15 protein-coding genes are annotated in these 24,126 nt (G+C 69.5%); 8 read left to right on the forward strand and 7 right to left on the reverse strand.

Annotated elements, in window-relative coordinates; all coding sequences use genetic code 11:
• Positions 1 to 78 precede the first annotated feature (78 nt).
• The gene (locus tag QF035_RS19610) at positions 79 to 687 is read right to left on the reverse strand and encodes a rhomboid family intramembrane serine protease (protein ID WP_307521698.1); all 609 of its coding nucleotides are present in this window, start codon (positions 685 to 687) and stop codon (positions 79 to 81) included.
• Positions 688 to 846: 159 nt separating this feature from the next.
• Here QF035_RS19610 and QF035_RS19615 point away from each other — a divergent pair, with 159 nt between their 5' ends.
• Both QF035_RS19615 and QF035_RS19620 read left to right on the forward strand, forming a co-directional pair.
• The gene (locus tag QF035_RS19615; RefSeq protein ID WP_307521699.1) at positions 847 to 3,234 is read left to right on the forward strand and encodes a hypothetical protein; all 2,388 of its coding nucleotides are present in this window, start codon (positions 847 to 849) and stop codon (positions 3,232 to 3,234) included.
• Between the two features lie 144 nt (positions 3,235 to 3,378).
• Complete coding sequence (locus tag QF035_RS19620; protein ID WP_307521700.1) at positions 3,379 to 4,653, forward strand: serine hydrolase domain-containing protein; 1,275 nt, start codon at positions 3,379 to 3,381, stop codon at positions 4,651 to 4,653.
• A gap of 25 nt (positions 4,654 to 4,678) precedes the next feature.
• On the opposite strand, the gene QF035_RS19625 is transcribed toward QF035_RS19620, so the two are convergent.
• The 4 genes from QF035_RS19625 to QF035_RS19640 form a co-directional block, all read right to left on the reverse strand.
• Positions 4,679 to 5,062, reverse strand: a complete 384-nt coding sequence (locus QF035_RS19625; RefSeq protein WP_373466680.1) for a hypothetical protein — start codon at positions 5,060 to 5,062, stop codon at positions 4,679 to 4,681.
• 162 nt (positions 5,063 to 5,224) lie between these two features.
• Positions 5,225 to 7,657 (reverse strand): galactose oxidase-like domain-containing protein, encoded by a 2,433-nt coding sequence (locus tag QF035_RS19630; RefSeq protein ID WP_307521701.1) that lies wholly within the window; start codon positions 7,655 to 7,657, stop codon positions 5,225 to 5,227.
• Between the two features lie 46 nt (positions 7,658 to 7,703).
• Positions 7,704 to 9,161, reverse strand: a complete 1,458-nt coding sequence (locus QF035_RS19635) for a Dyp-type peroxidase (protein ID WP_307521702.1) — start codon at positions 9,159 to 9,161, stop codon at positions 7,704 to 7,706.
• A 177-nt stretch (positions 9,162 to 9,338) separates the two neighbouring features.
• Positions 9,339 to 12,248, reverse strand: coding sequence for a helix-turn-helix transcriptional regulator (locus tag QF035_RS19640; protein ID WP_307521703.1), 2,910 nt, complete (start codon positions 12,246 to 12,248; stop codon positions 9,339 to 9,341).
• A gap of 404 nt (positions 12,249 to 12,652) precedes the next feature.
• Here QF035_RS19640 and QF035_RS19645 point away from each other — a divergent pair, with 404 nt between their 5' ends.
• Positions 12,653 to 13,678 (forward strand): patatin-like phospholipase family protein, encoded by a 1,026-nt coding sequence (locus QF035_RS19645; RefSeq protein WP_307521704.1) that lies wholly within the window; start codon positions 12,653 to 12,655, stop codon positions 13,676 to 13,678.
• A gap of 271 nt (positions 13,679 to 13,949) precedes the next feature.
• The gene (locus QF035_RS19650) at positions 13,950 to 14,603 is read left to right on the forward strand and encodes a hypothetical protein (protein ID WP_307521706.1); all 654 of its coding nucleotides are present in this window, start codon (positions 13,950 to 13,952) and stop codon (positions 14,601 to 14,603) included.
• Here QF035_RS19650 and QF035_RS19655 read toward each other — a convergent pair.
• Positions 14,546 to 15,726, reverse strand: a protein-coding gene (locus QF035_RS19655) for an IS3 family transposase (RefSeq protein ID WP_307517772.1) whose coding sequence is annotated in 2 segments (ribosomal slippage) — positions 14,546 to 15,462 and positions 15,462 to 15,726 — 1,182 coding nt in all. Because the reading frame shifts where the segments join, the coding sequence is not laid out codon by codon here. The genes QF035_RS19650 and QF035_RS19655 overlap by 58 nt on opposite strands.
• Before the next feature lie 81 nt (positions 15,727 to 15,807).
• Between QF035_RS19655 and QF035_RS19660 the strand changes: the two genes are divergently transcribed.
• The gene (locus QF035_RS19660; protein ID WP_307521707.1) at positions 15,808 to 16,122 is read left to right on the forward strand and encodes a hypothetical protein; all 315 of its coding nucleotides are present in this window, start codon (positions 15,808 to 15,810) and stop codon (positions 16,120 to 16,122) included.
• A gap of 558 nt (positions 16,123 to 16,680) precedes the next feature.
• Here QF035_RS19660 and QF035_RS19665 read toward each other — a convergent pair.
• Positions 16,681 to 18,168: a RodZ domain-containing protein gene (locus QF035_RS19665; RefSeq protein ID WP_307521709.1), complete on the reverse strand. Its 1,488-nt coding sequence runs from the start codon at positions 18,166 to 18,168 to the stop codon at positions 16,681 to 16,683.
• Between the two features lie 356 nt (positions 18,169 to 18,524).
• Here QF035_RS19665 and QF035_RS19670 point away from each other — a divergent pair, with 356 nt between their 5' ends.
• The 3 genes from QF035_RS19670 to QF035_RS19680 all read left to right on the forward strand — a co-directional run bounded on the left by QF035_RS19670 (position 18,525) and on the right by QF035_RS19680 (position 23,640).
• Positions 18,525 to 18,836 carry a CU044_2847 family protein gene (locus tag QF035_RS19670; protein WP_307521711.1) on the forward strand — a complete coding sequence of 104 codons (312 nt, stop codon included), beginning with the start codon at positions 18,525 to 18,527 and terminating at the stop codon, positions 18,834 to 18,836.
• Positions 18,833 to 19,654: a trypsin-like peptidase domain-containing protein gene (locus QF035_RS19675; protein ID WP_307521712.1), complete on the forward strand. Its 822-nt coding sequence runs from the start codon at positions 18,833 to 18,835 to the stop codon at positions 19,652 to 19,654. The genes QF035_RS19670 and QF035_RS19675 overlap by 4 nt, the downstream gene beginning before the upstream one ends.
• Before the next feature lie 1,019 nt (positions 19,655 to 20,673).
• Positions 20,674 to 23,640, forward strand: a complete 2,967-nt coding sequence (locus QF035_RS19680; protein WP_373466959.1) for an AfsR/SARP family transcriptional regulator — start codon at positions 20,674 to 20,676, stop codon at positions 23,638 to 23,640.
• Positions 23,641 to 24,126: the final 486 nt, after the last annotated feature.

Raw genomic sequence — 24,126 nt, forward strand, 5'->3', positions numbered from 1 at the left:
ATCCTTCCACGGGGGACCGACAGTCGCGCCGGACGACGAACGGGCCGAGCGCCCGCCCGGTCCGCCGAGGCACCTCCGCTATGCGCGGGCTTCGCGAGGACGGCGGAACACGAACGCCGAGGCCACCCCGCCGATGAGGCCGAAGAGATGCCCCTGCCAGCTGACTCCGGCCGTCGTCGGCAGTACTCCCCACAGGATCGAGCCGTAGACCGCGCCGACGACGAGCCCTATGACCACGTCACCGATCCGGCGGTCCACGAAGCCGCGGACCAGCAGATAACCGAAGAGGCCGAAGACGACGCCGGAAGCGCCCGCGGTTATGGAGTGTTCGGACGCGGTGAGCCAGACGCCCAGGCCGCTGACGAGGATCGTCACGGTGACGACGGCGAGAAAGCGGCGGATCCCGGACAGCGCGGCGAGGAAGCCGAGGAGCAGCAACGGCACGCTGTTCGCCGCGAGATGGTCCCAGCCGAAGTGCACGAAGGCGGCGGGCACGATGTCCCGCAGCTCGCCGAACTCCCGCGGCGTGATGCCGAACGTGTCCAGGGCGTGGCCGGTCGCCACGTCGATGCCTTCGAGCACCCAGAGCAGGGCGACCCAGCCGCCCACCAGCAGGGACGCGTTCTTGACCCGCTCACCGCGCGACACCGGCGCGGGAACAGCCACGCCGTACGGCCCGTACGCCATGAGAACCTCCTGGCTTCCCTCGTGTACCCCTCAACGTACGGACGGCTCGGCCCGGTTCCCACCCCGTGGCCGGCCGAAGCGGAATCACGGTGACCACTCTCGGTCTCGTACTTTTTACGCATTGTGAGCGGGCACCCATGGCCCTCACTGTGATCTGCCATGGACAACGGATCACAGGCCCGGGAGACTCGCCTGGTCGAGCTGGTCGTGCCCGGTATCGGTCCGGTGGACCGCACGGAGGCGCTGGAGCCACCGGTCGTCCACCGGATCAGCGGGGACGAGGCCGCCGGCTGGTACGGAGCGGTGGAGGAGGACGACGCCGAGCCCGTCGTCGAACGGCAGGTGTACGACTGGAACCGGCTCACGATCGGCGGCGCGGGCCGGGCGATGTGGCTGCTCCTGCTGCCCTTTCTGCTGATCAACCTGGTGACGTGGATGCAGCCCAGACTTCCGCGGCACAGCAGGGTGTCGGGCTGGCTGTACGACTTCGGGGCCCGGCTGCTCGGACTGTCGCTGACGGTGATGCTGGTGGGCGTGTTCGGGCAGGCCGCCATGGACCAGGTCGTGTGGCAGTGCGGGGCGCCCGCGCACTCCGCCTGCGGTGCGGAGAACCCGTTGGTCGGGGCCGCGCGCGACGTGGGCACGGGACTCGGGCTGACCCTCGCGGCCGTGGTGCCGCTGCTCGTCGGAGCGGTGATGGCGTTCAGCGCGAGGGACGCCAAGAAGGAGTACCGGCCGGTCCTGAAGACCGTGGAGGGCGAGGAGTACCGGCGCCTGGACCGGGAGGACAAGCGGCAGGCCAGGGGGATCGGCAAGGTGCGGCGGCCGCTGGAGGTGCGCGGTTTCTGGGAGTACAACTGGCGGGCCGAGGGCCTCACTTCACAGCATCGGTGTGCGGGGCTGCTCACCGTCGCGATGCTGGTGATCGTGCCGGGGCTCCAGTACGACCTGCGCCGGGACGGCACGGTCGTCGGGCTGGTGCTGTTCGTGCTGATTCTGGTGCTGGCGGCGCTGATGGTCGCCGACGGGCCCTGGTTCAGAAGTGTGGCGTGGTCGAGGCGGTGGCTGCCCAATCACCGGCGCACCACCCTCGGCGTGTGTCTCGGGGTGACGGTCTCCGCCATGCTCTACTGCGCGCTGCCCGAGCGGGACTGGCTCGCGGCGCGCGGGAGTTCCCGGATGCTGCCGGGAATGGGCGAGGAGGCCAACGACGTCGTGATCGCCCAGGGCGTCGGCGTGCTGCTGATGGTCGTCGCCTGTCTGGTGATGTGCCTCAGGGACCGAGACCGTGCCGGAAGGACGTCCCTGTACGGGCTGTTGGGGCCCGTGGTCGCGGTGGTGGCCTGCTTCATCGGGTGGCTCTACACGGCGGCGTTCTCCCTGTGGGCGCAGGGCTGGCTCACCCCGGACGGCGATCCGTACGCCACCGAACTCCCCAGGGCGGTGCGGGTGATCGCCGCGGCCTTCCCGCTGGTGGTGGTGCTGGGCGGGCTCGCTGCCGGGGCCAACGCCCTGTGGAAACTGTGGAAGCGCAGGACGGGAGCCCCGGCCCACCCGGGGGAGGAGAAGGAGGACAGGAAACACCGCAGCGAGATCAACTGGGCACGGAACGTGGGAGAGGACGGCCTGAACTGGTACGACCAGGGCCTCGCCGCGCTGGCCTCGCTCATCGTGGCCCTGGTCCTCGTCCTGTACCCGGCGAGCTGGGTGGGCGACGGTTCCCTGACGACGAGCGTCCGCCGGACCACGAACGACACGGTCAAGCAGCTCACCACCCTCGGCGCCCTCGCCCTGATCGCCCTCGTGGCGGTCGCGGTGCTCGCGGTACGGGCCGTCGCGCTCCGCCCCGAGATGCGCAGGAACACGGGCATCGCCTGGGCCTTCGGGGTGTTCTGGCCGCGCGCCGCGCACCCTTTCGCCCCGGCGGCCTGGACCGTACGGACCGTGCCCGAACTCGTGCACCGCATCGAGCATCTGCTCGACTCCGACAGCCGTACGCGGATACTGCTGCACGCGCAGTCCATGGGGTCGGTGATCGCCGTGGCCGCGCTGTGGCAGATCCCGCCCGAACTGCGTCCGCGGATCGGCCTGTTGACCACGGGAAGTCCGATCGGCGCCGTGTTCGCACGCCACTACCCCGGCTATGTCACGGCCGAGTCCCTCGACGCCCTGGTCCACAACGAGGACGAAGACGGGGCCGACGGCGACCCGGACAGGACTCGCCTGCTCAGGACATGGGTCAACATCCACCGCGAGACCGACCTGCTGGCCGGCCCGACCCATGTCGACGGCGTGGACCAGGAGTGGAAGGACGGGGTGGCGCCGATGGACCCCGACGCCGGGCGGTCGCATGCCCGCACCCGCGCCCAGCCCGTCTTCTGGCCCCTGGAGCGGCACAACGGATACCGCAGGGACCCCAGGATCGCGGCGGTCCGCAGAGCCATCCTCCACACCCTCGCCGAGCCGGCCCCTCCCCCGTCCACTCCCCCGACGCCACCTGCTCCACGCCGGCCCACGCCCTCACCCGCGCCCGCTCCCCCACCCTGACCGGCGCGGGTGCCGCCGCCCCGCAATCCCGGGTGGCTCCGAACGAGTGGACTCGCCGGAACGATTACCGGACGGGGACCTCCGCCCGGGGTCCGGGTGGTGACGTTGCCGTCCGAGCCCCTGACCTGGAAGAGGCGCCCCGACATGCGACGTACCCCCTCCCGACGGCTGTTCACCGCGGCGCTCCTCGTGGCGTCCGTGCTGGCACCGATGACCGCGATTCCCGCCACGGCGGTCAACGCCGCGGGCGTCGACCGGCACGACGGCAACCGGCACTGCGGCGCCCCGCACGGCGGCGGCCAGCACGGCGGCGGCCGGCACGGCGTCGACCGGCATGACAAGGACGAGTGCCCGCCGAACGGTCTCGGTCCCAAGCTGACCGCCCGGCTGGACAAGGCCATCGCGGACGTCCGCCGGGATGCCGACATCCCCGGTGTCATCGTCGGACTGTGGATGCCGGGCAAGGGAAGCTACGTACGCGCGACCGGGGTCGCCGACACCGCCACCGGCCGGCCGATGACCACCGACCCGTACATGCGGATCGGCAGCGAGACCAAGACCTTCACGGTCACCGCGCTGCTCGAGCTCGTCGACGACGGACGGATCCGCCTGGACGACCCGATCTCCAAGTACATCCACGGCGTGCCGGGCGGCAAGCGGATCACGCTGCGTCATCTCGCCGAGATGCGCAGCGGCCTGTTCCCGTACAGCGCCGACCCGGGCTTCGTGCACGACCTGCTGAGCGACCCGAGCCGTTCGTTCACCCCGCAGGAGGTGCTCGCGTACGGCTTCAAGCACAAGAACACCTTCAAGCCGGGGAAGCAGTTCCAGTACTCCAACAGCAACCTCGTCCTCCTCGGCCTGGTGATCGAGAAGGTCAGCGGGCACAACCTCGTCGACTTCATCGACAAGCGGGTGCTCCGCCCGGCCCACCTGGGCCACACGCTGTTCCCCCTGGACGCCGAGTTCCCCGAACCGCACCCGCGCGGCTACACCAACCAGACGCTGAGCGGCGACGTCGAGGACTCCACGGACTGGAACCCCAGCTGGGGCTGGGCGGCAGGGGCGATGATCTCGAACCTGCACGACCTGCGCCGCTGGGCCAAGATCGTCGCCACCGGGACACTGCTCAGCCCGCAGACCCAGAAGGAACGGCTCAAGACCCTGCCGACCGGCTACCCCGGCACGAACTACGGCCTCGGCATCTTCGAGTCCGACGGCTGGATCGGCCACAACGGCTCCATCCCCGGATACGAGAGCGTGACCGTCTACCTGCCGTCGAAGAAGGCCACCTTGGTGGTCCTCCTCAACACCGACATCTCCTACGAGGGCAAGGAGCCGTCCTCGGTCCTCGCCCAGAAGATCACCGAAATCGTGACCCCGAAGAACATCTACGACCGCCCGGTCCCGCCGCGCTAGTACTCCACATCAGTACGGCACGTCATTACTGCACACCCGTACTCCACGCCCGTACGAGGTCCTCGGGCCCCCAGTGCGTGGTGAGCGGCAGACCATCGGACACCCCACAGCGGGAGACCGCGACCAGTGGGGTGTCCGTCGTGGTTCCGGGGACGGCGAGCATGTCGCGTACCAGAGCGTCGTAGTCATGGCGGCCGAAGGGCTGCGTCTCCAGCCACTTCACCGACCCGACGAAGTGCACCTGCCGGGCCACCGGCTCGCGGTCTGCCCCGACGAGATCGATCTCGGGGTTGTTCTGACGGTTCCACCAGCCGCCGATGGCCTCGGTCTCGGGCCACGCCCGATCGCTCAGGACCCCGTATTCCGGAGTGGTGGTCGTGGTGGGCGAGCCCGCCCCAGGTCCGGCCATGCTGCCGTGCCGCGGCGAGCAGCACCTACCGGTACTGCTCCGTTGGCGAGGTGGACAGCACGTCCTTGTACCGGCGGAACGGCCCGGGCTGCCGTTGCGACGGGTCATGGACACTGACCCGGTCCGAACAGCTTGGCCACGACATGCATGCTGCTGCCGCCGTCAGCTCAGATGCACCCACTCTGCGATGGAGGGCACACCCTCCTCGTCGACGAGGAAGAGCATGTACCAACCCGGCGGCGCGATGTCGCGATTCTCCGTCACTCGCACGTCAAGCGTCCCACCACCCTGTCGCGCCATCACCAGATCGACAAGCCGCTGGTTGCTGTCGAAGGAGTGCGTCGTGACCCCGTTCCGCAGCAGCGAGGCCCATCGGATGGAATCCGCGTCCGGAGTCACGACCGTCACTGTCTCGCCGTATTGCCACTCTTCGGAAACCGAGCCGATGGTCGGGCGCCCTCCTCGGAAGAGGTAGGGCGGGCTGAAGATCTCCAGCCGCATCTCCTCGTTCTCGTCCGGCGGCTCGAAGGTGACCGATTGGCCGCCCTCCGGGTTACCGCCCGCCGCGACAACCCGACCGTCCGGCAGCAACACAGCCGTGGAGTGGTACAGGCGTGGCACGGTGGCAGCCGCCATCAGGCTCCAGCTGTCCGAGGCGGGGTCGTAGATCTCCGCCTCGTGCCGGGCCAGGGGCTCGTCCTCCTGCTTCAGCGAGCCTCCGCCGACGAAAACCGTGCGGTCGGGCAGCAGTACGGCGTTCAGGTGTAGCCGCGGCAGGCCCAGCGGCGCGGCCGCCGAGTAGCGGGGCTCGCCGGTGGTGAGATCGACGACGCTGACCGCGTCCGTCGCGTCCGTCCGGTCGGGCTTGCCGACCGGACCACCGCCGATGACCATCACCCGCTGATCCTGGGCCGGGGGGAGGATCACGCTGGCGGACTGGTTGCGCATGTCGGGCATGAGCAGGTCCGGAACCGCGACCACCTGAACGGGGTCGTGAGCGAGGTCGAGTATGCCGGGCTCGACGTCGAGCGGGTCGTCCATCCGCCCGCCGGAGAAAAAGACCCGGCCGTCGGCCATCAGAAACAGGTGGGCGTACAGCGGCAGTCCGGGGAAGCCGGGCTCCAGGTCCGTCTCCCGCCAGTCGTCCGTCTCAGGCGAGTAGGTCTCCAGTGTCTGGTTGTGGCCCGCGCCGGACTCGTCGAGTCCGGTCGTGGCCAGCACCGTCCCGTCGCCGAGCGCGATCAGCGTCGGGTACCAACGCCCGTGCGCCATCGAAGCAGCGAACGACCACTTCCCGCTGCCCGGGGCGAAGACCGCGACGTCCTTGCGGCCCTTGAACGGGTTGTAGGCGAGCGTGCCCCCGGCGGACAGCATCCGGCCGTCCGGGAGGAAGACGTCGCCGCCGCAGAACATGTCGAAGGGCCGGCCGTCTGCCGTACGCAGGGTCCCCGGGTGAGTGAAGGCGTTGCCCGGCGGGTCCCAGACGACGCTGGTGAAGACTCCCTCGTCCTCGTCGCCGAAGAGCGGGCTGTCGAACCGCTTCGCACTGCTGCCCGACCCGGCGAAGAACAGCACGTCGCCCTTCGGCAGCAGTGCGGCGTGCACCGCCAGGACGCCCGAGTGGAACGGCAACAGCTCCCAGCGCCCCTCCCGCGCCGGGTCCGGTTCCAGCTCCAGCACCTCGTACAGGCCCTGGTTCTGCTGCGGTGGGGCGTCGGCCATCGACGCGATCAGCGTCAGCCGCCCGTCAAGTTCCGCGACCGCGATCCCGCCGCCCTGGTTCTGCCAGGAGAACCAGTTCGGCACGCCGCGCCACTCTCCCCACCCGCCGCCGGGCAGGCCGTCCGGGCCAAGGTCCCGGGCGATCCGGTAGAAAGCCTGGTTCTGGTCGGCGGCGTCGTCGACATGGAAGACGATCAGGTCGCGGCCACCGTCCCGGTCGAGGTCGGCGACCGCGACGCCGCAGGCCGCGTTCTCCCACGAGAACCAGTCGGGGACGTCCTGCCACGGCGTCCAGCCGCCGGTCACGGCACCGTCCGCCCCGAGTCCGTGGCCGATCCGGTACAGCCCCCGGTTCTGCCCCGGCCCGTTGTCAATCATGAAAACGAGCAGGTCGCGGACGCCCTGCGGGTCCGGCGGCGTCACGGCGACGGACACCCCCTGGTTCTCGTGGGAGAACCAGTCGGGGACATCGGTCCAGGGCGTCCAGCCACCGGTCACGGTCCCGTCGGCGGACAGGCCCCGGCCGATCCGGAACAGTCCGCGGTTCTGCCCCGCTGCGCCATCCACCATGGCGACGACCAGGTCCTGGCGGCCGTTGGCGTCGAGGTCGGCCAGGGTGACTCCGGCGCCCTGGTTCTCGTGGGAGAACCAGTCGGGGACATCGGTCCACGGTGTCCAGGGGCCCATGACGGTCCCGTCGGCGGACAAGCCCCGGCCGATCCGAAACAGCCCGCGGTTCTGCCCCGGCGGGTCGTCGACCATGAACACGAGCAGGTCCTTGCGGCCATCGCCGTCGAGATCGGCCACCGCGACCCCGGCACCCTGGTTCTCGTGGGAGAACCAGTCGGGCACGGGTCGGAACACGTTCGGCATCGCACGTCCCTTTCGGGTCGGATCGAGTGGAGCCGGAGTCCGTCGGTCAGATTCCTGTTGCTGTGTTTGCTGTTGTTGGACTGAGACTGCGCAGGAAGGAGAGCAACGGCATGAAGAAGTACTCGCCGCCCTTCATGGTCACGGCCTGCGGGAACGCCGGGGTACCCAGCCCCGGACCGGTGCCCTGCTCGCCCCAGTTGAGCGGCCATACCGCCGCGGGACGACTGCCCTGGCCGATCACGAGGTCGAGGCCGGGCTCCGGGGTACCCGTCGGGACCCTCGGGAAGCCACTGCCGTTGGCCCACCTCTGCTGCGTGAACTCGAACTGGTTGCCCAGGTCGGAGTTGAATGCCATGAACAGCAGGCCGACGCCCCCGGTGGGCCGGTAGTTCAGCGGAACGTCACGGCCCGCGGGATCGTCCTTCCGCTCCCCGTAGGTCTGCCCGCGCCGTGCCATCAGGTGCTCGCGCTCGTTCTCCGGCGGTTCGAAACCGCCCGAGCCGCGCGGGTTGGTCTTGCGGATGTGGCCCTGGAATGGACACTTCACGGCCTGATCGTCGCTCGCGTAGTCGAAGTTGTTCATCACCGGGCTGTGCGGCCCGGCCGCGCTCTGCAGCGTCACCGGCGTGCCGTCCCGGAAACGGCCGACGACCATCGCGCCCGCGCGGTCGCGGTCGCTGCCGACCAGCTTCAGCTCATTGGCGAGCTCCTCCTCGGCCTGCCTGAACACCCGGACGTTCTGCTCCAGCTTGCGCAACACGAAATAGCTGCCGATGACCTCCCCCGACGCGGGTGGATCCGCCACCAGGACGCGATCCAGTGCGGTGGCCGGGTTCCACACGGAGGTTCCGTCCGTGCTGCGCCGCTCGTCGTCGACGTCCTCGGTGAGGAACAGCGGCTGGCTGCGCCCGTCGACGTAACCGAAGTGCTCGATTCCGTCACCGTCCGCGTTACGCATGCCAAGACCGGTCTCCTCGCCGATCAGCCGGACCGAGGGAGGTAGCAACGCCTTCACCAACTGGTACTCGGCCGTCGCCGCGGTGGCGGAGGCATCGCCGACAAGCACAACCGCATGGATCTCCTCGCGGTACGGCTCCTCCCACTCCGGGACGGCCGGGTCGCTGAGGTCCTGCTGGGTCTGCGCGTCCCGCATCCCCCGCCTGAACGACGGGTCGGCGGGCGCCTGGGCCGACAGCCCCAGCTTGCCGTAGCCGGCATGTGTCAGCCCCACGCCGACGTAGGGCGTGCCGCCGACGCCGCCCGACTTGAACGTGTCCACCTCGCGCAGGTGCGTGCGCACCGGCTTCACCTTTGATGCGAGCGCATTCAGGAACGCCCGCGCCTCCGCGGCACCCTCCGGGCTGTCGGTAAACCCCAGCAGCAGTATGTGCAGGTGTTCCCGGACGCAGGGCTTGAGGATGTTCGACTGCAGGTCGTCCAGCATCGCGTCGGCGTCGCCGGATGCGCCCTTCCAGGACAGCGGAACAGTGAGATCAACGGGCACGGCGATCCTCCCCCTCGTGAGAGCCGGACTCCCCGGCCTGCCGCCCAGGCAACCGGGGACGGCCGACGGGCGCATCGGGGAAAACCCTCGGACCCGGCGTAGCGGTCCAGGCCGTGTCCACCCGATCATGGGCGCCGACTGCGGCGCCCGGTGCTGGAGGAGCCGGAAACGATCCGGCTAGCCGGGCGGGGCAGGAACCAGGCCGTGGGACATCAGGATGCGGGTGAGTTCGGTGCGGGAGCGGACGCCCAGTTTGCGATAGACGCGGGTCAGGTGGGCCTCGACCGTCTTGTGCGAGATGAACAGCGCGGCCGCCGTCTCGACGTTGTTCATCCCGTCGGCGATGGTCCGCGCGACCTGTAACTCCTGCGGCGTGAGCCGGTCGAACGCGGGGGCCGAAGTACCGGGCGTCGGGCGCTCACCCGCGGCGGCCAGCTCTACCGCGGCCCTGGCCGTCCACGGCCGGGCGCCCAGCGACTGGAACGTCGCGTGAGCCGCCAGCAGGGGCAGCCGGGCCGCCGCCGGGCGGCGGCAACGGCGCAACACCTCGCCCAGGCACAGCTGGGTGCGGGCGGCCTCGAACGGCATCTCCCTACGCCGGTGCGCGACTTCGGCCACCGCGTAGCAAGCCTCGGCCTCGTCACCGTCGCCGGCGAGCAGCACTCGGCCACGCCCGGCGGCTGCGGCCGGCCAGGCCAGACCGGTGGACCGGGCGCGCTCCTCCAACCACGCCAGGACGGTCTCGGCCCGGTCGCGGTCGCCGGTGCGCAGGTGGGCCTCGACGAGGTCGGCGGCGAACGGCACGATGACGGGATTGCCGAGGCCACCGTCGGCGGCCAGCGCGCGAGCGTGTTCGAGATACGCGACGGCGACGCTGTGTTCGCCGTGGCCCAGCGCGACCAGACCGAGGGTGCCGGATCCGTAGACCTCCAGGGAACCGATGCCCAGCGGTCCGACCTCACGCCGGGTCCGTTCGATGCGTTCCTCACACAGCGCCCGTTCGCCCCGGGCCGCGTCGAGGCGGGCCAGGCTCAGCAGGCTGTAGCCGATCGCGCCCATCTGGCGCAGTTCCTCCGCCCAGCGCAGCGCCTCGGTCGCGTCGGCGTAGGCAGCGGACCACAGCCCGGCCCAGCGATCCAGCTCGCCGCGTGCGCCGAGGGCGTACGCGAGCGTGGCTGGGGCCCCGGACCGGCGCGCTGCGTTGATCGCGGAGGTGAGCACCCTGCGGGCGGTGTCGTCGTCCTCCAGCCATCCGCACACCCGGCCGATCAGCACGAGCGTTTGCTGCGTGTCCACGGCATCCGCCGATTCCAGAGCCGTACGTGCCGACTCCAGCCACCGACGGGCGGCTGTCACCTGCCCGGTGAGGGCCAGAGCGAACGAGGCGCAGGCGGAGATCTCCAGGGGCAGCTCGGCGCCTTCGCCGGGCCCCGCCAACGCGGACGGTGCCTCCACCGAGCCATGCCCGTCCGGAACCGCCGGCCCCGAAGGCCCGGCGGACGCGGCGGGGTGTCGGCCGTCAGAGGGTGAGGCAGGGGCCCGCATCGACGGTGGGGCTGCCGCCAGCTGGGCGGCCTCTTCCGCATCCCTCAGAGCCAGGCTGCCCTTCCCGGACATGGCCGCGGACAAGGCCGCCTCGGCGAGGAGTGTGCCTGCCCGGGCCGGATCGATGGTGCGGACGGCATCGGCAGCGTCGAGCAGTTGATCGTGGGCACGCGCAACCTGTCCGATCCAGATCAGCACACGACCGCGGACCAGCGCTATGTCCGCGCGCAGCAGCGGATCGGTGGTCTCCGCAGCGGCGGCGTCGCACCACGCCGCGGCATCGTGCGGCAGTCCACCCAGGTGCGCATCCACGGCAGCCCGCAGCAACCGCTCCACCCGGAGTCGGCGGTCCGAGGTCAGCTCCGCTGCCCGCCGCAACGCCCGCGCCGCCACCCCGAATCCGCTGCGCTCCCGCGCCCGGTCGGCTGCCGCGTCCAGTGCCGCAGCGACCTCCTCGTCCGGCCCGGAGGCCGCCGCGGCCCGGTACCAGACCCGCACCTCGCCGGTGGACGCCCCGGCCAGCACCCGGTAGACGTCGAGCCGGGCCGATGGAGTGAGGCCTTCCAGCACCACCAGACGCAGCAACGGGTGGCGCAGGTCCAGGGCCTTGCCCGTCACCGTCACAAGGCCCGCGGCATGCGCCGGGTCGACATCCGCCGGAGACAGACCGACCGAGGCGAAGGCCCTGGCCAGTACGTCGGGGGCTGCGGAGCGTCCCGCCGCGAGCAGGGCCAGCGCCCGTCGGGTGCGCTCCGGCAGCATGTCCAGCCGGGCCGTCCACGCGCGGTGGAGCTGCTGTCCCATGGGAAGAAGTTCCGGCATGGGCCGCATCCCTGATAATTGGCCCGCGCTCAGACCCGCCGCCGTCTCCAGCAGCGCCAGCGGGTTGCCCCCGGTGGCGCGTACCAGGTCGGCCAGCACCTGGGGCGACGGAGCGACGCCCCGGCCCGCCAACAGCTCGGCACACACGTCGGCGGGGAGGCCGGCCAAGTCGACGCCCGGCAGCCCCGAGGCGGTCGGCTCAGGGGCGTCGGACCGGACGGCCAGCACCATGGCCACCCGTTCGCTGGACAGCCGCCGCGCCACGAAGAGCAGCACCTGCCGCGACGAGGCGTCCACCCACTGCAAGTCGTCCACGAGCACGACCAGGGGGGTGGCATCCGCGGCCGCCGCGAGTACGTTCAGCGTTCCCGCGCAGACGGCGAGGGAGTTCGGGGGCGGGCCGGCCGCCAAGGCCAGGCACACGTCCAGCGCGGAGCGCTGGGCCTCCGGCAGGTCCGCCAGCCCCACGCGGAAGGGGGTCATCAGATCGGCGAGCGCCGCAAAGGGCAGCACCGACTCCGACTCGACGCCGCACAACCGCACCACGCGTGCGCCGCGGGCAGAGGCTCCGACGCTTGCGTAGTTCAGCAGCGCGGTCTTGCCCATTCCCGGCTCACCCCGCAGCACGAGCGCGGCACCGCGCTCTGCGACCGCGATCAGCAGGCCGTCCAACAGCAGGCGCTCCCGCTCCCGCCCCACCATCACCTGCTGATCCGCCACCTGAGCCGCCGCCCCGTCCCCACGCCCTGTGCGCTCGCGCTCCCTGGACTCACTGAAGCACAGACGACAGTTCGCCACAATTGTCTGCAACAGACCCCTATCAGAACGACGTTCGCGGAATGGCAGACAACGAGCCCAGCCACTGTCCTCATCCGCTCCCGCGTGAATCCCGCCGTTGCACATCGGGTCGCAGCGCCTACTGCTACGCAGCCCGGCCAGTGCAAGCCGAACCGCGCCGTCTTCGCGAGTGCGCTACGCCGACTGTCCCTCGGCTCCGCCGTAGAGGGCGGATTATGTCTGTGCCGTCGCGGTGGACGTTGTTCGCTTTCCGGAGCATGCTTCAGGAAGCGTGATGGAGCAGGACGTATCGACGGACTCGCCCATCGGCTACGGGGGCGATCATCATGGACGGCAACGCTGTAACCGGCGCTTCGACCAGGACGAACGTGGACGTGGTTCTGGAGGGGGGCGGCGTCAAAGGCATCGCTCTCGTCGGTGCGCTGAGGGAGCTCTGCGCGGCACATACCGTGCAGCGTGTGGCCGGTACGTCGGCGGGAGCCATCGTCGCGGCACTGCTGGCGGCCGGGTACACCGTCCCGGAGTTGGAGCAGGAGATGCGGAGCCTGGACTTCGCCTCGCTCCAGGACGGGCCGGCGCGTCATTTCGGGAAGGTCGGGGCGGCATTGGCCGTGCTGCTGCACAACGGTGTCTTCAAGGGCGATGCTCTGCATGCCTGGATCGAAGAGCGACTGGCGGACAAGAACGTCATCACCTTCCAGCAACTGCGCCGCCAGGAGGAAGGAGACGATACCGGCACGCCGCCCTACAAGCTGGCCGTCGTCGTGAGCGACATAAGCCGGGGGCTTGAGCTGCACCTGCCCGAGGACTACCAGGCGTTGTGTGGGGTGGATCCCGACACCGCGAAGGTCGCCGACGCAGTGCGTGCCTCCGCCTCGATCCCCTTCTACTTCCGGCCGGTGAGGTTCCGTACCGGCCCGTCACAGGAGTCGCAACGACTGATGCTCGTCGACGGCGGCCTGCTGTCCAACTTCCCCGTCGACCTGTTCGACCGGCGGGACTCGACACCGCCCCGCTGGCCGACCATCGGCATCAAACTCTCGATGCGGCGGACTCCCAGCCAGGGATGGCAACCGGCCCGAAATCCCGTGGAGTTGGCGAGGCGGCTGGTCTCCACCATGACCAGCGCCCACGACCGGATCCACGTGGATCAGAGCCACGTGCAGGACCGCACCATCTTCGTCGACACCGACAAGGTCCGGTCGACCGACTTCCGCATTGCCCAGGAGCAGGTCGAGACGCTGTACACCAACGGCCGCAGCGCCGCACAGCAGTTCCTGGCCACTTGGGACTTCCGGCAGTGGCTGAACCGCTATCACCCCTCGCAGGGCGGGGCGGGCCCGCCACCCTGACCCCGCCAACGGAACGGGGGAAATCATGAACGCCCAAGGCCGCCAAGGCTGGCGGAACAGAACCCACGCCCGCCGAGCAGCAACACGGACTGCCGCACAGGGCACCTCATCGGCATCCGCTGCCGCAGGACCTCCTCATCTCAGGTCCAATACGTGGCTGCATCGTGCGCAAACACGTTTATGTGTACTGCGATACGAGCTCAAGGCCACGTGCGGGCAACCTGATCGCCTGTGTCACAACGGGGTCCGGCAAGCGGAGCTGAAGGCGGGCGTGAACTGTCTCCTCGACGCGGCCGAGCGTCACATGCAGCAGGCCGCCGAGAGCCAGAAAACGAGCTGGAGGCTCGGCAGTTGGTGGAACGGCCAGGCATACGAAGGCACCCTTTCATGCTTGCACGCCGCCGAGGTCGCGATCATCACGCTGTCCCAACCCGTCCGGGCGTGGACCCGGATCGACGCGGTGCTCGCCCTGGCAGGCCCGCTCTGCCAGATGGATCCCCGCCTTGCCCTCGTCGAGCAGCTGAAACAGAAGGGCAAGCCACAGGACAATCGTGTGCCTTGGGCTGTCGCGGCCCTCCTGGAGGCGGCCTACGCGGTCCAGGAGGAACGAGCCGTGCGTAGCCGCAACTTCCGCAATCGACTCATCCGAGCAGGCAGCGTGCTGACGCTACTGCTTGTGGTGACCGTCGTGGTGGCCTGGCGCAATGCGGGAGCGATCCCCGTCTGCACGAGCGGCTGCCCCGGCGGGGCAGACCCCGGCCTCCGTGAAGTCGGGTTGGTCATGCTTCTGGGCATGCTCGGTGCGGCCACTCATGTGGTGGGGCTGAGGGGCCACGTGCTTTCCGGACAGGCGTCTGACTGTCTATTTCACGCGGCGATTCGCAACTTTTCGTACTCGGCGTGGACTTCACGTGGAGGGCGGTAACCCACCGCCGAGTGGAGGCGTTTGCGATTGTACCAGAATTCAATGTACCGAGTGATGTCCTGCCGGGCAGCCTCTCGGGTCAGGTAAGTGACCCGAGATACGCGCTCGTTCTTCAACACGCCGAAGAACGATTCGGCCATGGCATTGTCGAAACAGATCCCGGTACGGCCGGAAGACCTGCGCAGTCCGAACCGGTTGAGCGTCTTCCCGAACTCGGCTGACATGTAGTTGCTTCCGCGGTCCGAGTGAAATATCGCTCCCGCCGAGAGGCTTCTGTTCCGTGCCGCGTTGCGGATCGCCCTGGATATCAGCGAGGTTTGGTAGTGGTCGTCCATCGCGTAACCGATAACTTCCTTCGTGCAGCAGTCGATGACCGTCGCGAGGTACAGCCAGCCTTCCCCGGTCGTGATGTAGGTGATGTCACCGACGAGCTTTTCGCCAGGCGCATCTGCGGTGAAGTCACGGCCCACCAGATCCGGTACCTGGCCGGCTGCGGCCTGGGTGAGGCCGAACCTCTTCGGCCTTGGCTGGCAGGGCACCAGGCCCAGTTCACGCATGAGGCAGCGGACCAGCTCCATGCCCGCGGCGACGCCCCAGCGATCCAGTTGAGCCTGGATGCGCCGGTGCCCGTAGGTGCTGTCGGATATGTCGAAGGCTTTCTTGATGAGCAGTTTCAATTCTTCGCGCCGCTGGGCCGTTGCGGATTCCGGGCGGGATCGCCAGTCGTAGTAGCCGGACCTGGACACGCCGAGTCGGCCGCACATGAACTCGACGCTGTAGGCGTACTCCTCGGTGTCGAGCCGCATCTCGTCGATGAACTCGTACTTGCTTGCTACCGGGGATCCTTCGCGAAGTACGCTGCGGCTTTTTTCAGGAAGGTAACTTCCATCTCCAGCTCGCGGTTGCGTCGTTCGAGTTCCTTCAGGCGCGCCCGCTCGTTCACCGTCAGTTCCGCATCGGGGGCCGGTTCCTGCTGCTTCTGGTGCTTCTTCACCCAGCCGCGTAGCGTCTCCGAGTTCAGCTCAAGCTCCCGGGCGACTTCAGAGATCGTCTTGCTCGACCTCAACGCGATCTGGACGGCTTCCTCGCGGAACTCCGGCGAGTACTTACTGGGTGGCGCCACTTCTTCCTCGTTTCCTTGTTCAGGACAACCCTATTGGGTACCTGTCCGGAAACTTCGTGGCCCCTCAGGCGGCTGCAGAAGATGGGCGGCAGTTGGAACCCCTACAACCTGCCCTTCTACCAAGAACTCATCAAGCTCCCCATCGGGGCACTCACTGCCGTGATCGGGCTCCTTCTGGTGGGCACCGAATGGCTGCCGATGATCGAGGCTCCTGAATCCTGGCGCGACGTCGTGGCCTGTGCCGTGGTCTTCGGGCTGGCCCAGATCGCCCTCACCCGCACCATCGACCAGCGCGCGGAGAAGATACTCGCGTCGGAGCCGGATCCAGAAGAGGCCAAGCAGTTGGAGAAGGTCCCCGACAACAGGGTGCAAAGGACGCCGGAGTTCGGGGCATAAGGTTCAAGTCGCCCGGCATGCACGAAGCCATCGCAACCGGATGCGGAACCCGGGCCTGCCCTCGCGCCCAGCCCTGTACGACAAAAGCCCCGTGCGCCCCGACGCAGCCCGCACCTGAGCACCCGCCGAAGGCCGACCCAGGTATCGGGGGACTCCAAACTGCCGCCCACCCGGCCCCTCCCGGCCACCCCGACCGAACCGGCAAAAATCCAGCAACCGGAACCCCCGCCCGGATTCAACTACCGGACGGCACCAACCTGACCTGCGCAAACACCTTGCTGCATCTCGTGGACCCAGCCCTTGAACGTTCCGCCGCAACGCGCGAACCCAGGCAGCAAATAGCCCCCTGACCTGCACAAATGCAGACCAGGGGCGATCCCAAGCGAAACTGAACGTTGAAGCGGAATATTGGCGCCGGTTCAATGACCTGGGGATATCGCTGTTCTCGGGACGCGATCCAGCAGGGATCCAGCGACGGGACCGGAATGTCCGACCAGGGAGCCGCGCGGGCCTGCGACAGACCAGTCGCGTCGTCCGGCCGAACGACGCGACTGGTCGCTAGTCGTTCCTCGTGTAAGTCAGACGCTCGACCTGGCCGGGCGGAGAATCATTTCGGACCTTCCTTCCGTTGACAACGAGCCCGACCGCGGCCGCATCGCCGAGTACGAGGTCGATGCGTTCCTTGTCCGTGAAGGTCTTGGTCTCGCCCTTGTTGAGCACTCCGTCGAACAGGAGTTGGCCATCGGCGTCCTTGGCCGAGACCCAGCTCCGCCCGTCCTCGCCGCTGATCAGCACCGTGACCTCGTCCTTGGGCACGCCGGTGCCCCCGCTGTTCGCGGGGGTGGGTTCCGGCGAGGGTGAAGATCCTTGCCGGGATCCCGACGGGGAGGCGGAAGGAGCGTCGGTGTGGTCGCCCTGCTGCGTGAGGTAGACGGCGCCGCCGACGAGCGCGCCCGTCGCGGCCGTGGCCACGAGCACCATGATCAGGATGCGCCTACGCGAACGCTTGCCTCCGGTGGGCCGACGTGGGCCGGCGGTGCCGATCTCATCCCGGGCAGGCAGGATGTCCTGGCTGCCGGAGCCGAGAGTCAGTGCGTCGCCGTGCGTCCCACCATCACTCGGGCCGGCCGCAGCGATGAGGACGGTCTCAGGACTGTCCGTACCGCTTTCCTCCCCGGCTTGAGGCCGGGAATCCTCGGGCAGGGTCGGTGCCTCCGTCCCTGGGGGGACCAGAGTGGGGGTGTACGTCGCCGGGCCAGGCAGGAAAAGCTCCAGGAGCCTCTCAGGTGTGGGCCGGTGGGCCGGGTCCTTGGACAGACAGTCGGCTGCCAGGGAGCGCAAGTCCTCCGGCACGGCGGACAGGTCCGCGGGCTCGTGCACGGAGCGGTACATCAGCCCTATGGGCGTGCCCGTGCCGAACGCGCTGCCGCCCGCCGCCGCAACCAGTACCGCGCCGAGTGCGAACACATCGGCGGCGCCGCTGACTTCAAGGCCCTGCGCCTGCTCGGGGGCCAGGAAGCCGGGCGTGCCGAAGGCAGCTCCGGTAGCGGTGAGCCGGGTGGACTCCAGCGCCCGTGCGATGCCGAAGTCGAGGACCCGGGGACCGTCCTCGGCCATGACGATGTTTCCGGGCTTCAGGTCGCGGTGCACGAGGCCGCAACCGTGGATGGCCTGCAGCGCTTCCGCCAGGGCGGCGCCCAACAGCCTCAGACGGTGTTCGCCCATCGGCCCTTGGTCCGCGAGCAGCCCGGACAGAGTGGGACCCGGGATGTACGCCGTAGCCAGCCACGGGGTCTCCGCGTCCGGGTCGGCGCCCACGACCGGGGCTGTGTGGAAACCGCCGACTCTGCGGGCGGCATCCACCTCGGCACGGAACCGTTCACGAAATTGCCGGTCAGCGGCCAACTCTGGGCGTACCACCTTGACGGCCACAGCACGGCCACCACGCGATCGGGCCAGGTAGACCGTGCCCATGCCGCCCGCACCCAACCGCCGTTCCACGGTGTATACGCCGATACGCTCCGGCAGGTCTGTCCCGGACCCCATGTGCTGCACGCCTCCCCCGCTGCGACAGGTCCACCAGTATGGCCGCGACGGCCGACGCCACGCCGCTGTTCGGTCACCGGCGGGCGGCACCCGCGCCCTAGAAGGCCGTTCGTAGAAGCGGTGAGCTGTGTCCTCTTGCCCGCCGTGACCCGGAGTACTGCCGCCGGGACGAGCAGACCAGTGGTTGATCGCTGATGGACCACTGGCCTTTCGCCTGCGTCAGATCAACGACCTCCCGGGCCCCGCCGACCGGATCTTGCAGGTGCCGAACGGGTCGCGAGCTCGGCATGTCGCTCGCTACGCTTCCGACGGGACTGAGAACCAGTGCCACCCGCGCCTCACCAACAGGGAGACACATGCCCGAAGTTCGGGTCGAGACGGTGCCTCTGGACGCAGCCGGCAGTCGCCAGATCTCCAGTCGTACGCGGTCCAGTTCCTCCCTCGGTGACCGTGCCGCCGAGCTGGAGGAAGCCATCGTCCAGGCCTCGGCCATCGCCCAGCGGTCCCTCTCCCAGGTACCTCGCCGGGACGGCTGGCAGGTATCGAGCATGGACGTCACCTTCGGACTCACCCTGGCGGCAGAGGCGGGAGTCATCCTGTCCAAGGCGTCGGCCGAGGCGTCGTTCGAGGTCACTCTCACCGTGGAGCGGGCCCCGGAGACACCATGACCGGCGCGGGCTACTGGGTCGAGCTCTTCCAGTCCGAACAGCGCCTCGGCGGTGGTTTCCTGCTGACGCGCCGCTATGTGGTGACCGCACTTCACTGTTTGCGGGGTCTCACCTCACTGGACGAGCACGTGGACATCGTCCTGGCCGACGGCAGCCGGCTTCCGGGCCAGGTGTGCCGCCGTGAGAAGGACGCGGACCTGGCCCTGATCATGATCTCCGCCACGTACGAGGTCCTGCTGCCGATACCCCAGGCCGGCGTCGCTCACGGTGGGGACGACTGGCACAGCCCATACCGTCCCGCGGCGTCCGAGGTGCATCTCGGAGGGCAGGTGGACAGCGGCAGGGCGGAGTACCTCTGCGAGGGGGGTGCGGTCATCCAGGCGCTGCAACTGACAACGCATCAGCACCTGGGCGACTACTCGGGTTACTCCGGCGGGCCGGTGGTCAAGGGCGTTCCAGAGGCGCGTGAAACCGTGGTCGTGGGCATCCTTCTGGAGCAGGCCCCGGACCGGGCCACCGCCGGCCGCTCTGCCAACGTCCTCTTCGCCGCCACCATCGGGGAGGCCATGCGCCGCTTCGACCAGTTCGATGTGGGGCATCTGATGGATGTGCTCCACCCGGCGACCGCAGCGCCCCAACAGGCGGCGAACAGTGAGAAGTTGACCGTGGACGCGGCCGCCGCCGCGGCGGAGTCGTGGTTCGGTCTCATCGACGATTGGGCGAAGCGCCAGGTTCTCGATCCGTCCCAGGTCGCCGAACTCAAGTTCACGGCCGCGAAAGCGGTCATGGAGCGTCAGCTGCGAGGTGACGGGGCATGACCGATCTCTGGCAGCAGGCCATCGCCGGCGCCGAACGCGCCCTCCGTGGAAACGTCGCGGCCCGCCTGACCGCGTCAGAGGCCGCGGTGGCACTGCGCGAAGACCCTGATCCGCTCCGGCGGCCGACGCTCGGCAGGGATCTCGCCTACCTGACGTCGCTGCTCGAAGCGCTCCGTCTGAACGAGGAATCACGCGCGCTCCTGGAGCACGTGGTCTCACGTCTTCACTGGGACCCGAAGTCCCCCTCGCTGCCTGGCGACGTCAGGAACGAGTTGGCCGTGCTCCTGGCGGACCGCGGCTTTGTCACTGCCGCGGTCACCGTCCTGTCACCGGCCGTCGCCTTGGGGGCGAAGGACGACCGGGGCGGGGCCGCCACCCGGAACCTGGCCAACCTGGCGGCGGTCAAGCTCCGGCTGGGCGATCTCGCCGGAGCGACGAGCACGGCTGAACAGGTCCTGGGCGGCGGCACCCCGGACGGCTCCCGCCAAGAACAACTGGAAATCCAGCTGCTGGCGAGGTCGGTGCTGGCGGAGACCGCCCGCCGACAGGGACGCCACGCCGAAGCGGACGAACTGGTGCATGGTGTCGCCCGCACGGCACGGCAGCTGGCACGGCTTCTCGGCAGCGACCATCCGCAGTCCCTCTCGGCGCTGATCACCCTGGCCCGGGCCGAGTTCAGGTCGGCGATGGCAGCGGACGACCGCGAACGATGGGAGCGGGCGGCCGACGTACTCGCCGTCGCCGCGCAGAAGGCGTCCGCGATGCTCGGGCCACGCCATCCCTTGTCCCTCTCCGCTCTGGAGAACCTCGCGACCACGGAGTTCGAGGCCGCGCGGGCTCTGGGCGACGAGCGGCGGCTTGCCGGAGCTCAGGCCATGGTTGTCGCGGCGGCACAACGTTCCGAGGGCGAGCAACGTTCCGAAGGCGAACAAGGAGTGGCTGCGGTGCGGACGCGTTTGCCGCCGACGCCACCCCCTTCGGTCCGACCCGGGACAACCGCGGGACCGGCCGTTCAGCCGATCCCGAGAGTGCCGGAGAACCGGTCACCTCTGCCACCTGCGTCGCAGTGGCGGGCGGCAGAAGAATCGGGGGACCTGCGCTTCAGCGTGCTCGGGCCGGTGCGCGCCTGGCGCGGCGCTGACTCGCTGCCCACCGGCTCGCCACAGCAAAGGGCCCTGCTGGCCGCACTGCTGCTCCGCGAGGGCCGTACGGCCACGGCGAGCGAGCTGATCGACGCGCTGTGGGGCGACGAGCCGCCCTCCCAGGCACTGGCGGCTGTGCGGACGTACGGGTCCCGGCTGCGCAAAATCCTGTCCTCCGAGGTATTGGTCAGTGAGTCGGGCGGTTACGCGATCCGGCTCTCCGCAGAGCGCGACTCCCTGGACCTGGCGATGGCCCAGGAGTTGGCCGCGGACGCGGAGAGGGCGAAGGAAGCCGGGGATCTGCTCCACGCGCGTGATCTGCTCAACAAGGCGCTGAGCCTGTGGGACGGGGAGGTCTTGACGGGCGTTCCGGGTCCGTACGCGGAGGCGCAGCGACAGCGGCTGAACGAGTGGCGCCTCCAACTCGTCGAGTCCCGCCTGGACATGGACCTGGAACAGGGCTCCCACGCGGAGGCGGTGTCGGAACTGACGGCGCTCACGGCAGCCCACCCCCTGCGGGAACGCCTCCGCGAACTGCTCATGCTCGCCCTGTACCGCAGCGGACGCCAGGCCGAGGCGCTCGCCGTGTACGCGGACACGCGGCGCCTGCTGGCCGACGAACTCGGCGTCGACCCGCGCCCCGGCCTGAAGGAACTCCAGCAGCGGATTCTGCAGGCGGACCCAGGCCTGGCGGAACCGTCGGCACCGGTGGCGGAGCCGACGGCCGCGCCCGTGCGCCCGACCCAACTCCCGGCCACAGTGCCCGACTTCACGGGTCGGACACGCCTCGTGGCCGAGCTGAGCGAGGTGCTGCCCTCCGCCGCCGAGGGGCGGGTGATGGCGGTGTCGGCGCTTGCCGGGATCGGGGGCGTGGGGAAGACGACGCTGGCGGTCCATGTCGCACATCAGGCACGAACGGCGTTCCCGGACGGGCAGTTGTACGTGGACCTGCAAGGCTCCGGGACGCGGCCCGCCGAGCCGGAGACGGTGCTGGGCTCGTTCTTGAGAGCCCTCGGAACCGTCGATTCCGCGATCCCGGACACTCTGGAGGAGCGGGCAGCGCTGTACCGTGCCGCGCTGGACGGCCGCCGGGTGCTGGTACTGCTGGACAACGCCCGGGACGCGGCCCAGGTACGGCCCCTGCTGCCCGGGACTGAGGGGTGCGCGGCCCTGGTGACCTCCCGGGCGCGGATGGTGGACCTGGCGGGGGCGCATCTGGTCGACCTGGACGTGATGTCGCCCGAGGAGGCCCTCCAACTGTTCACGAAGATCGTGGGCGAGGAGCGGGTGGCCTCGGAGAGGAAGTCCGCGCTGGACGTGGTGGCGGCGTGCGGTTTCCTGCCGCTGGCGATCAGAATCGCCGCGTCGAGGCTGGCGGCACGTCGTACGTGGACGGTCTCGGTCCTGGCGGCGAAGCTCGCGGACTCGCGCCGTCGTCTGGACGAACTCCAGGCCGGGGACCTTGCCGTGAAGGCGACCTTCGAGCTGGGCTACGGACGGTTGGAGCCGGCGCAGGCACGGGCGTTCCGGCTGCTGGGCCTGGCCGACGGCCCGGACATCTCCCTGGCCGCCGCCGCGGCCGTACTGGATCTCCCGGCCGACGGCGCCGAGGACCTGCTGGAGGCATTGGTCGATACGTCCCTGCTGGAATCGGCGGCGCCCGGCCGCTACCGCTTCCACGACCTCGTACGCCTCTACGCGCGCGCCTGTGCCGAACGGGACGAACAGCCGCCGGGCGAGCGTGAGGCGGCGATGTCCCGGCTGCTCGACTTCTACCTGGCCACAGCGGCCGGGGTGTACGCGATCGAGCGGCCCGGAGACCGGCTGGTGGACGACCTGGAGCCCACGGACTACGCGGGGCTGCGGTTCTCCGAGGGGACCGCGGCCCTGGACTGGCTGTACTCGGAGGCGGTTCCACTGCTGGCCTGTGCACGGCAGGCCGCGGGGACGGGTCGGCTGCGGCGGGCGGTGGATCTGCTGTGGGCTGCCAGGGACCTCGCCGAGTCGGGGGCCATCTCCCACCAGTACGAGACGACGGCGAGGGCCATGTGCGACGCCACCCGGGCCGCCGGAGACATCCGTGCGGAGGGCAGAGCCCGTACGGTCCTCACCGAAGTCCTCCTGGACTCCGGTCATGTCCGGCAGGCGGAGGAGCAGGCGCAGCTCGCCATGGACTTCGCGGGCCCCGCGCAGGATGCCACCGCCATCAGCTGGGTGGCCAACATCCGGGGCCTCATCTGCCTTCACCAGGGCCGGTACAGGGAGGGCAAGACCTTCTTCGACCAAGCCATCGAGGGGTTCCATGCACTCGGCAACCTCCCCTTCGAAGCGACCAGCCTGTGCAACCTCTCACAGGCCCACCTGCGCATGGGCAACATCGCCAAGGCCGTCGAGATCGCACAGCGAGGCCTCGCGGCACATGCCGAGTTCGGTCGGACGGTGCGCGTCGCCAATGGTCATTACGCCGTGGGCATCGCTTTGAACAGGGCCGGCAGTCACGCCGAGGCTCTCGGCCAGTTCACCGAGGCCCTGGATATCTTCGTCGAGCACCGGCAACGGCTCTGGGAGGGAACGACGCACTTCCGCATCGCCGAGGTCCACCTGGCCGCGCGACGCCCCGCCCAGGCGGCGCAACACGCCGAACAGGCCCTCGCCCTGCGATGCATCGGGGGCGACTGGATGCGGGGCCATGTTCTGACGCTCCTGGGGCGGGCCCTGTCCGCTCTGGGGCAGGACGACCGGGCCAGGGCCTGCTGGCGGGAGGCTCTCGTCATCCTTGAGCAGACAGGAAGCACGGAAGCAGCTGAACTACGCGCCCTCATCGCACCGGCACAGAGCGCCTGACCAACCCCGCTGATCCTGGCAAGAGAACCAGCCATCCCGGGATGCGCACGGTGCGGCTACCCAGAAATGACAACAGATGGCGACATACCAGATGATCCAGCACGGTGACGGTTCATCCTGCACGCCCCGAACGACCGGCTCCGTTGTGGTACACGTGAGCCACTCGGCCCCATGACGGTGACCGCCCTGCCCAGGACTCGAACCTGTAGCCAGCACAACATGGTCACCGCTCAGCTCCTTGCCACAGCCGACCCGCCACGACGGGCCGAGCTCGGCCTGGCCGGACTGCAACGTCCTTGCATGCCGCAATGAACTGACTGACGAGGGCACCTCAAACAGCTGGGCGTTCGGGTTTTGATGCCAGGGCGCGAGGAACAAGTACGGCCCTGGACCAGTACGAGGTCCCCTTCCCCTGAGCTACGGCCGCGCGCCGGGCGCATGGCGTCCGGCGAATGCGGACCCAGCCTCATCCGCAGCCCGGCGGGC

Source organism: Streptomyces umbrinus (genome assembly GCF_030817415.1).
GTDB lineage: Bacteria > Actinomycetota > Actinomycetes > Streptomycetales > Streptomycetaceae > Streptomyces > Streptomyces umbrinus_A.

What these genes read in the sequence shown, in the direction of transcription:
- QF035_RS19610 (WP_307521698.1), bottom strand. Translation starts at nt 687, where the DNA reads ATGGCGTACGGGCCGTACGGCGTGGCTGTTCCCGCGCCGGTGTCGCGC.
- QF035_RS19615 (WP_307521699.1), top strand. Translation starts at nt 847, where the DNA reads ATGGACAACGGATCACAGGCCCGGGAGACTCGCCTGGTCGAGCTGGTC.
- QF035_RS19620 (WP_307521700.1), top strand. Translation starts at nt 3,379, where the DNA reads ATGCGACGTACCCCCTCCCGACGGCTGTTCACCGCGGCGCTCCTCGTG.
- QF035_RS19625 (WP_373466680.1), bottom strand. Translation starts at nt 5,062, where the DNA reads ATGGCCGGACCTGGGGCGGGCTCGCCCACCACGACCACCACTCCGGAA.
- QF035_RS19630 (WP_307521701.1), bottom strand. Translation starts at nt 7,657, where the DNA reads ATGCCGAACGTGTTCCGACCCGTGCCCGACTGGTTCTCCCACGAGAAC.
- QF035_RS19645 (WP_307521704.1), top strand. Translation starts at nt 12,653, where the DNA reads ATGGACGGCAACGCTGTAACCGGCGCTTCGACCAGGACGAACGTGGAC.
- QF035_RS19660 (WP_307521707.1), top strand. Translation starts at nt 15,808, where the DNA reads ATGGGCGGCAGTTGGAACCCCTACAACCTGCCCTTCTACCAAGAACTC.
- QF035_RS19665 (WP_307521709.1), bottom strand. Translation starts at nt 18,168, where the DNA reads ATGGGGTCCGGGACAGACCTGCCGGAGCGTATCGGCGTATACACCGTG.
- QF035_RS19670 (WP_307521711.1), top strand. Translation starts at nt 18,525, where the DNA reads ATGCCCGAAGTTCGGGTCGAGACGGTGCCTCTGGACGCAGCCGGCAGT.
- QF035_RS19675 (WP_307521712.1), top strand. Translation starts at nt 18,833, where the DNA reads ATGACCGGCGCGGGCTACTGGGTCGAGCTCTTCCAGTCCGAACAGCGC.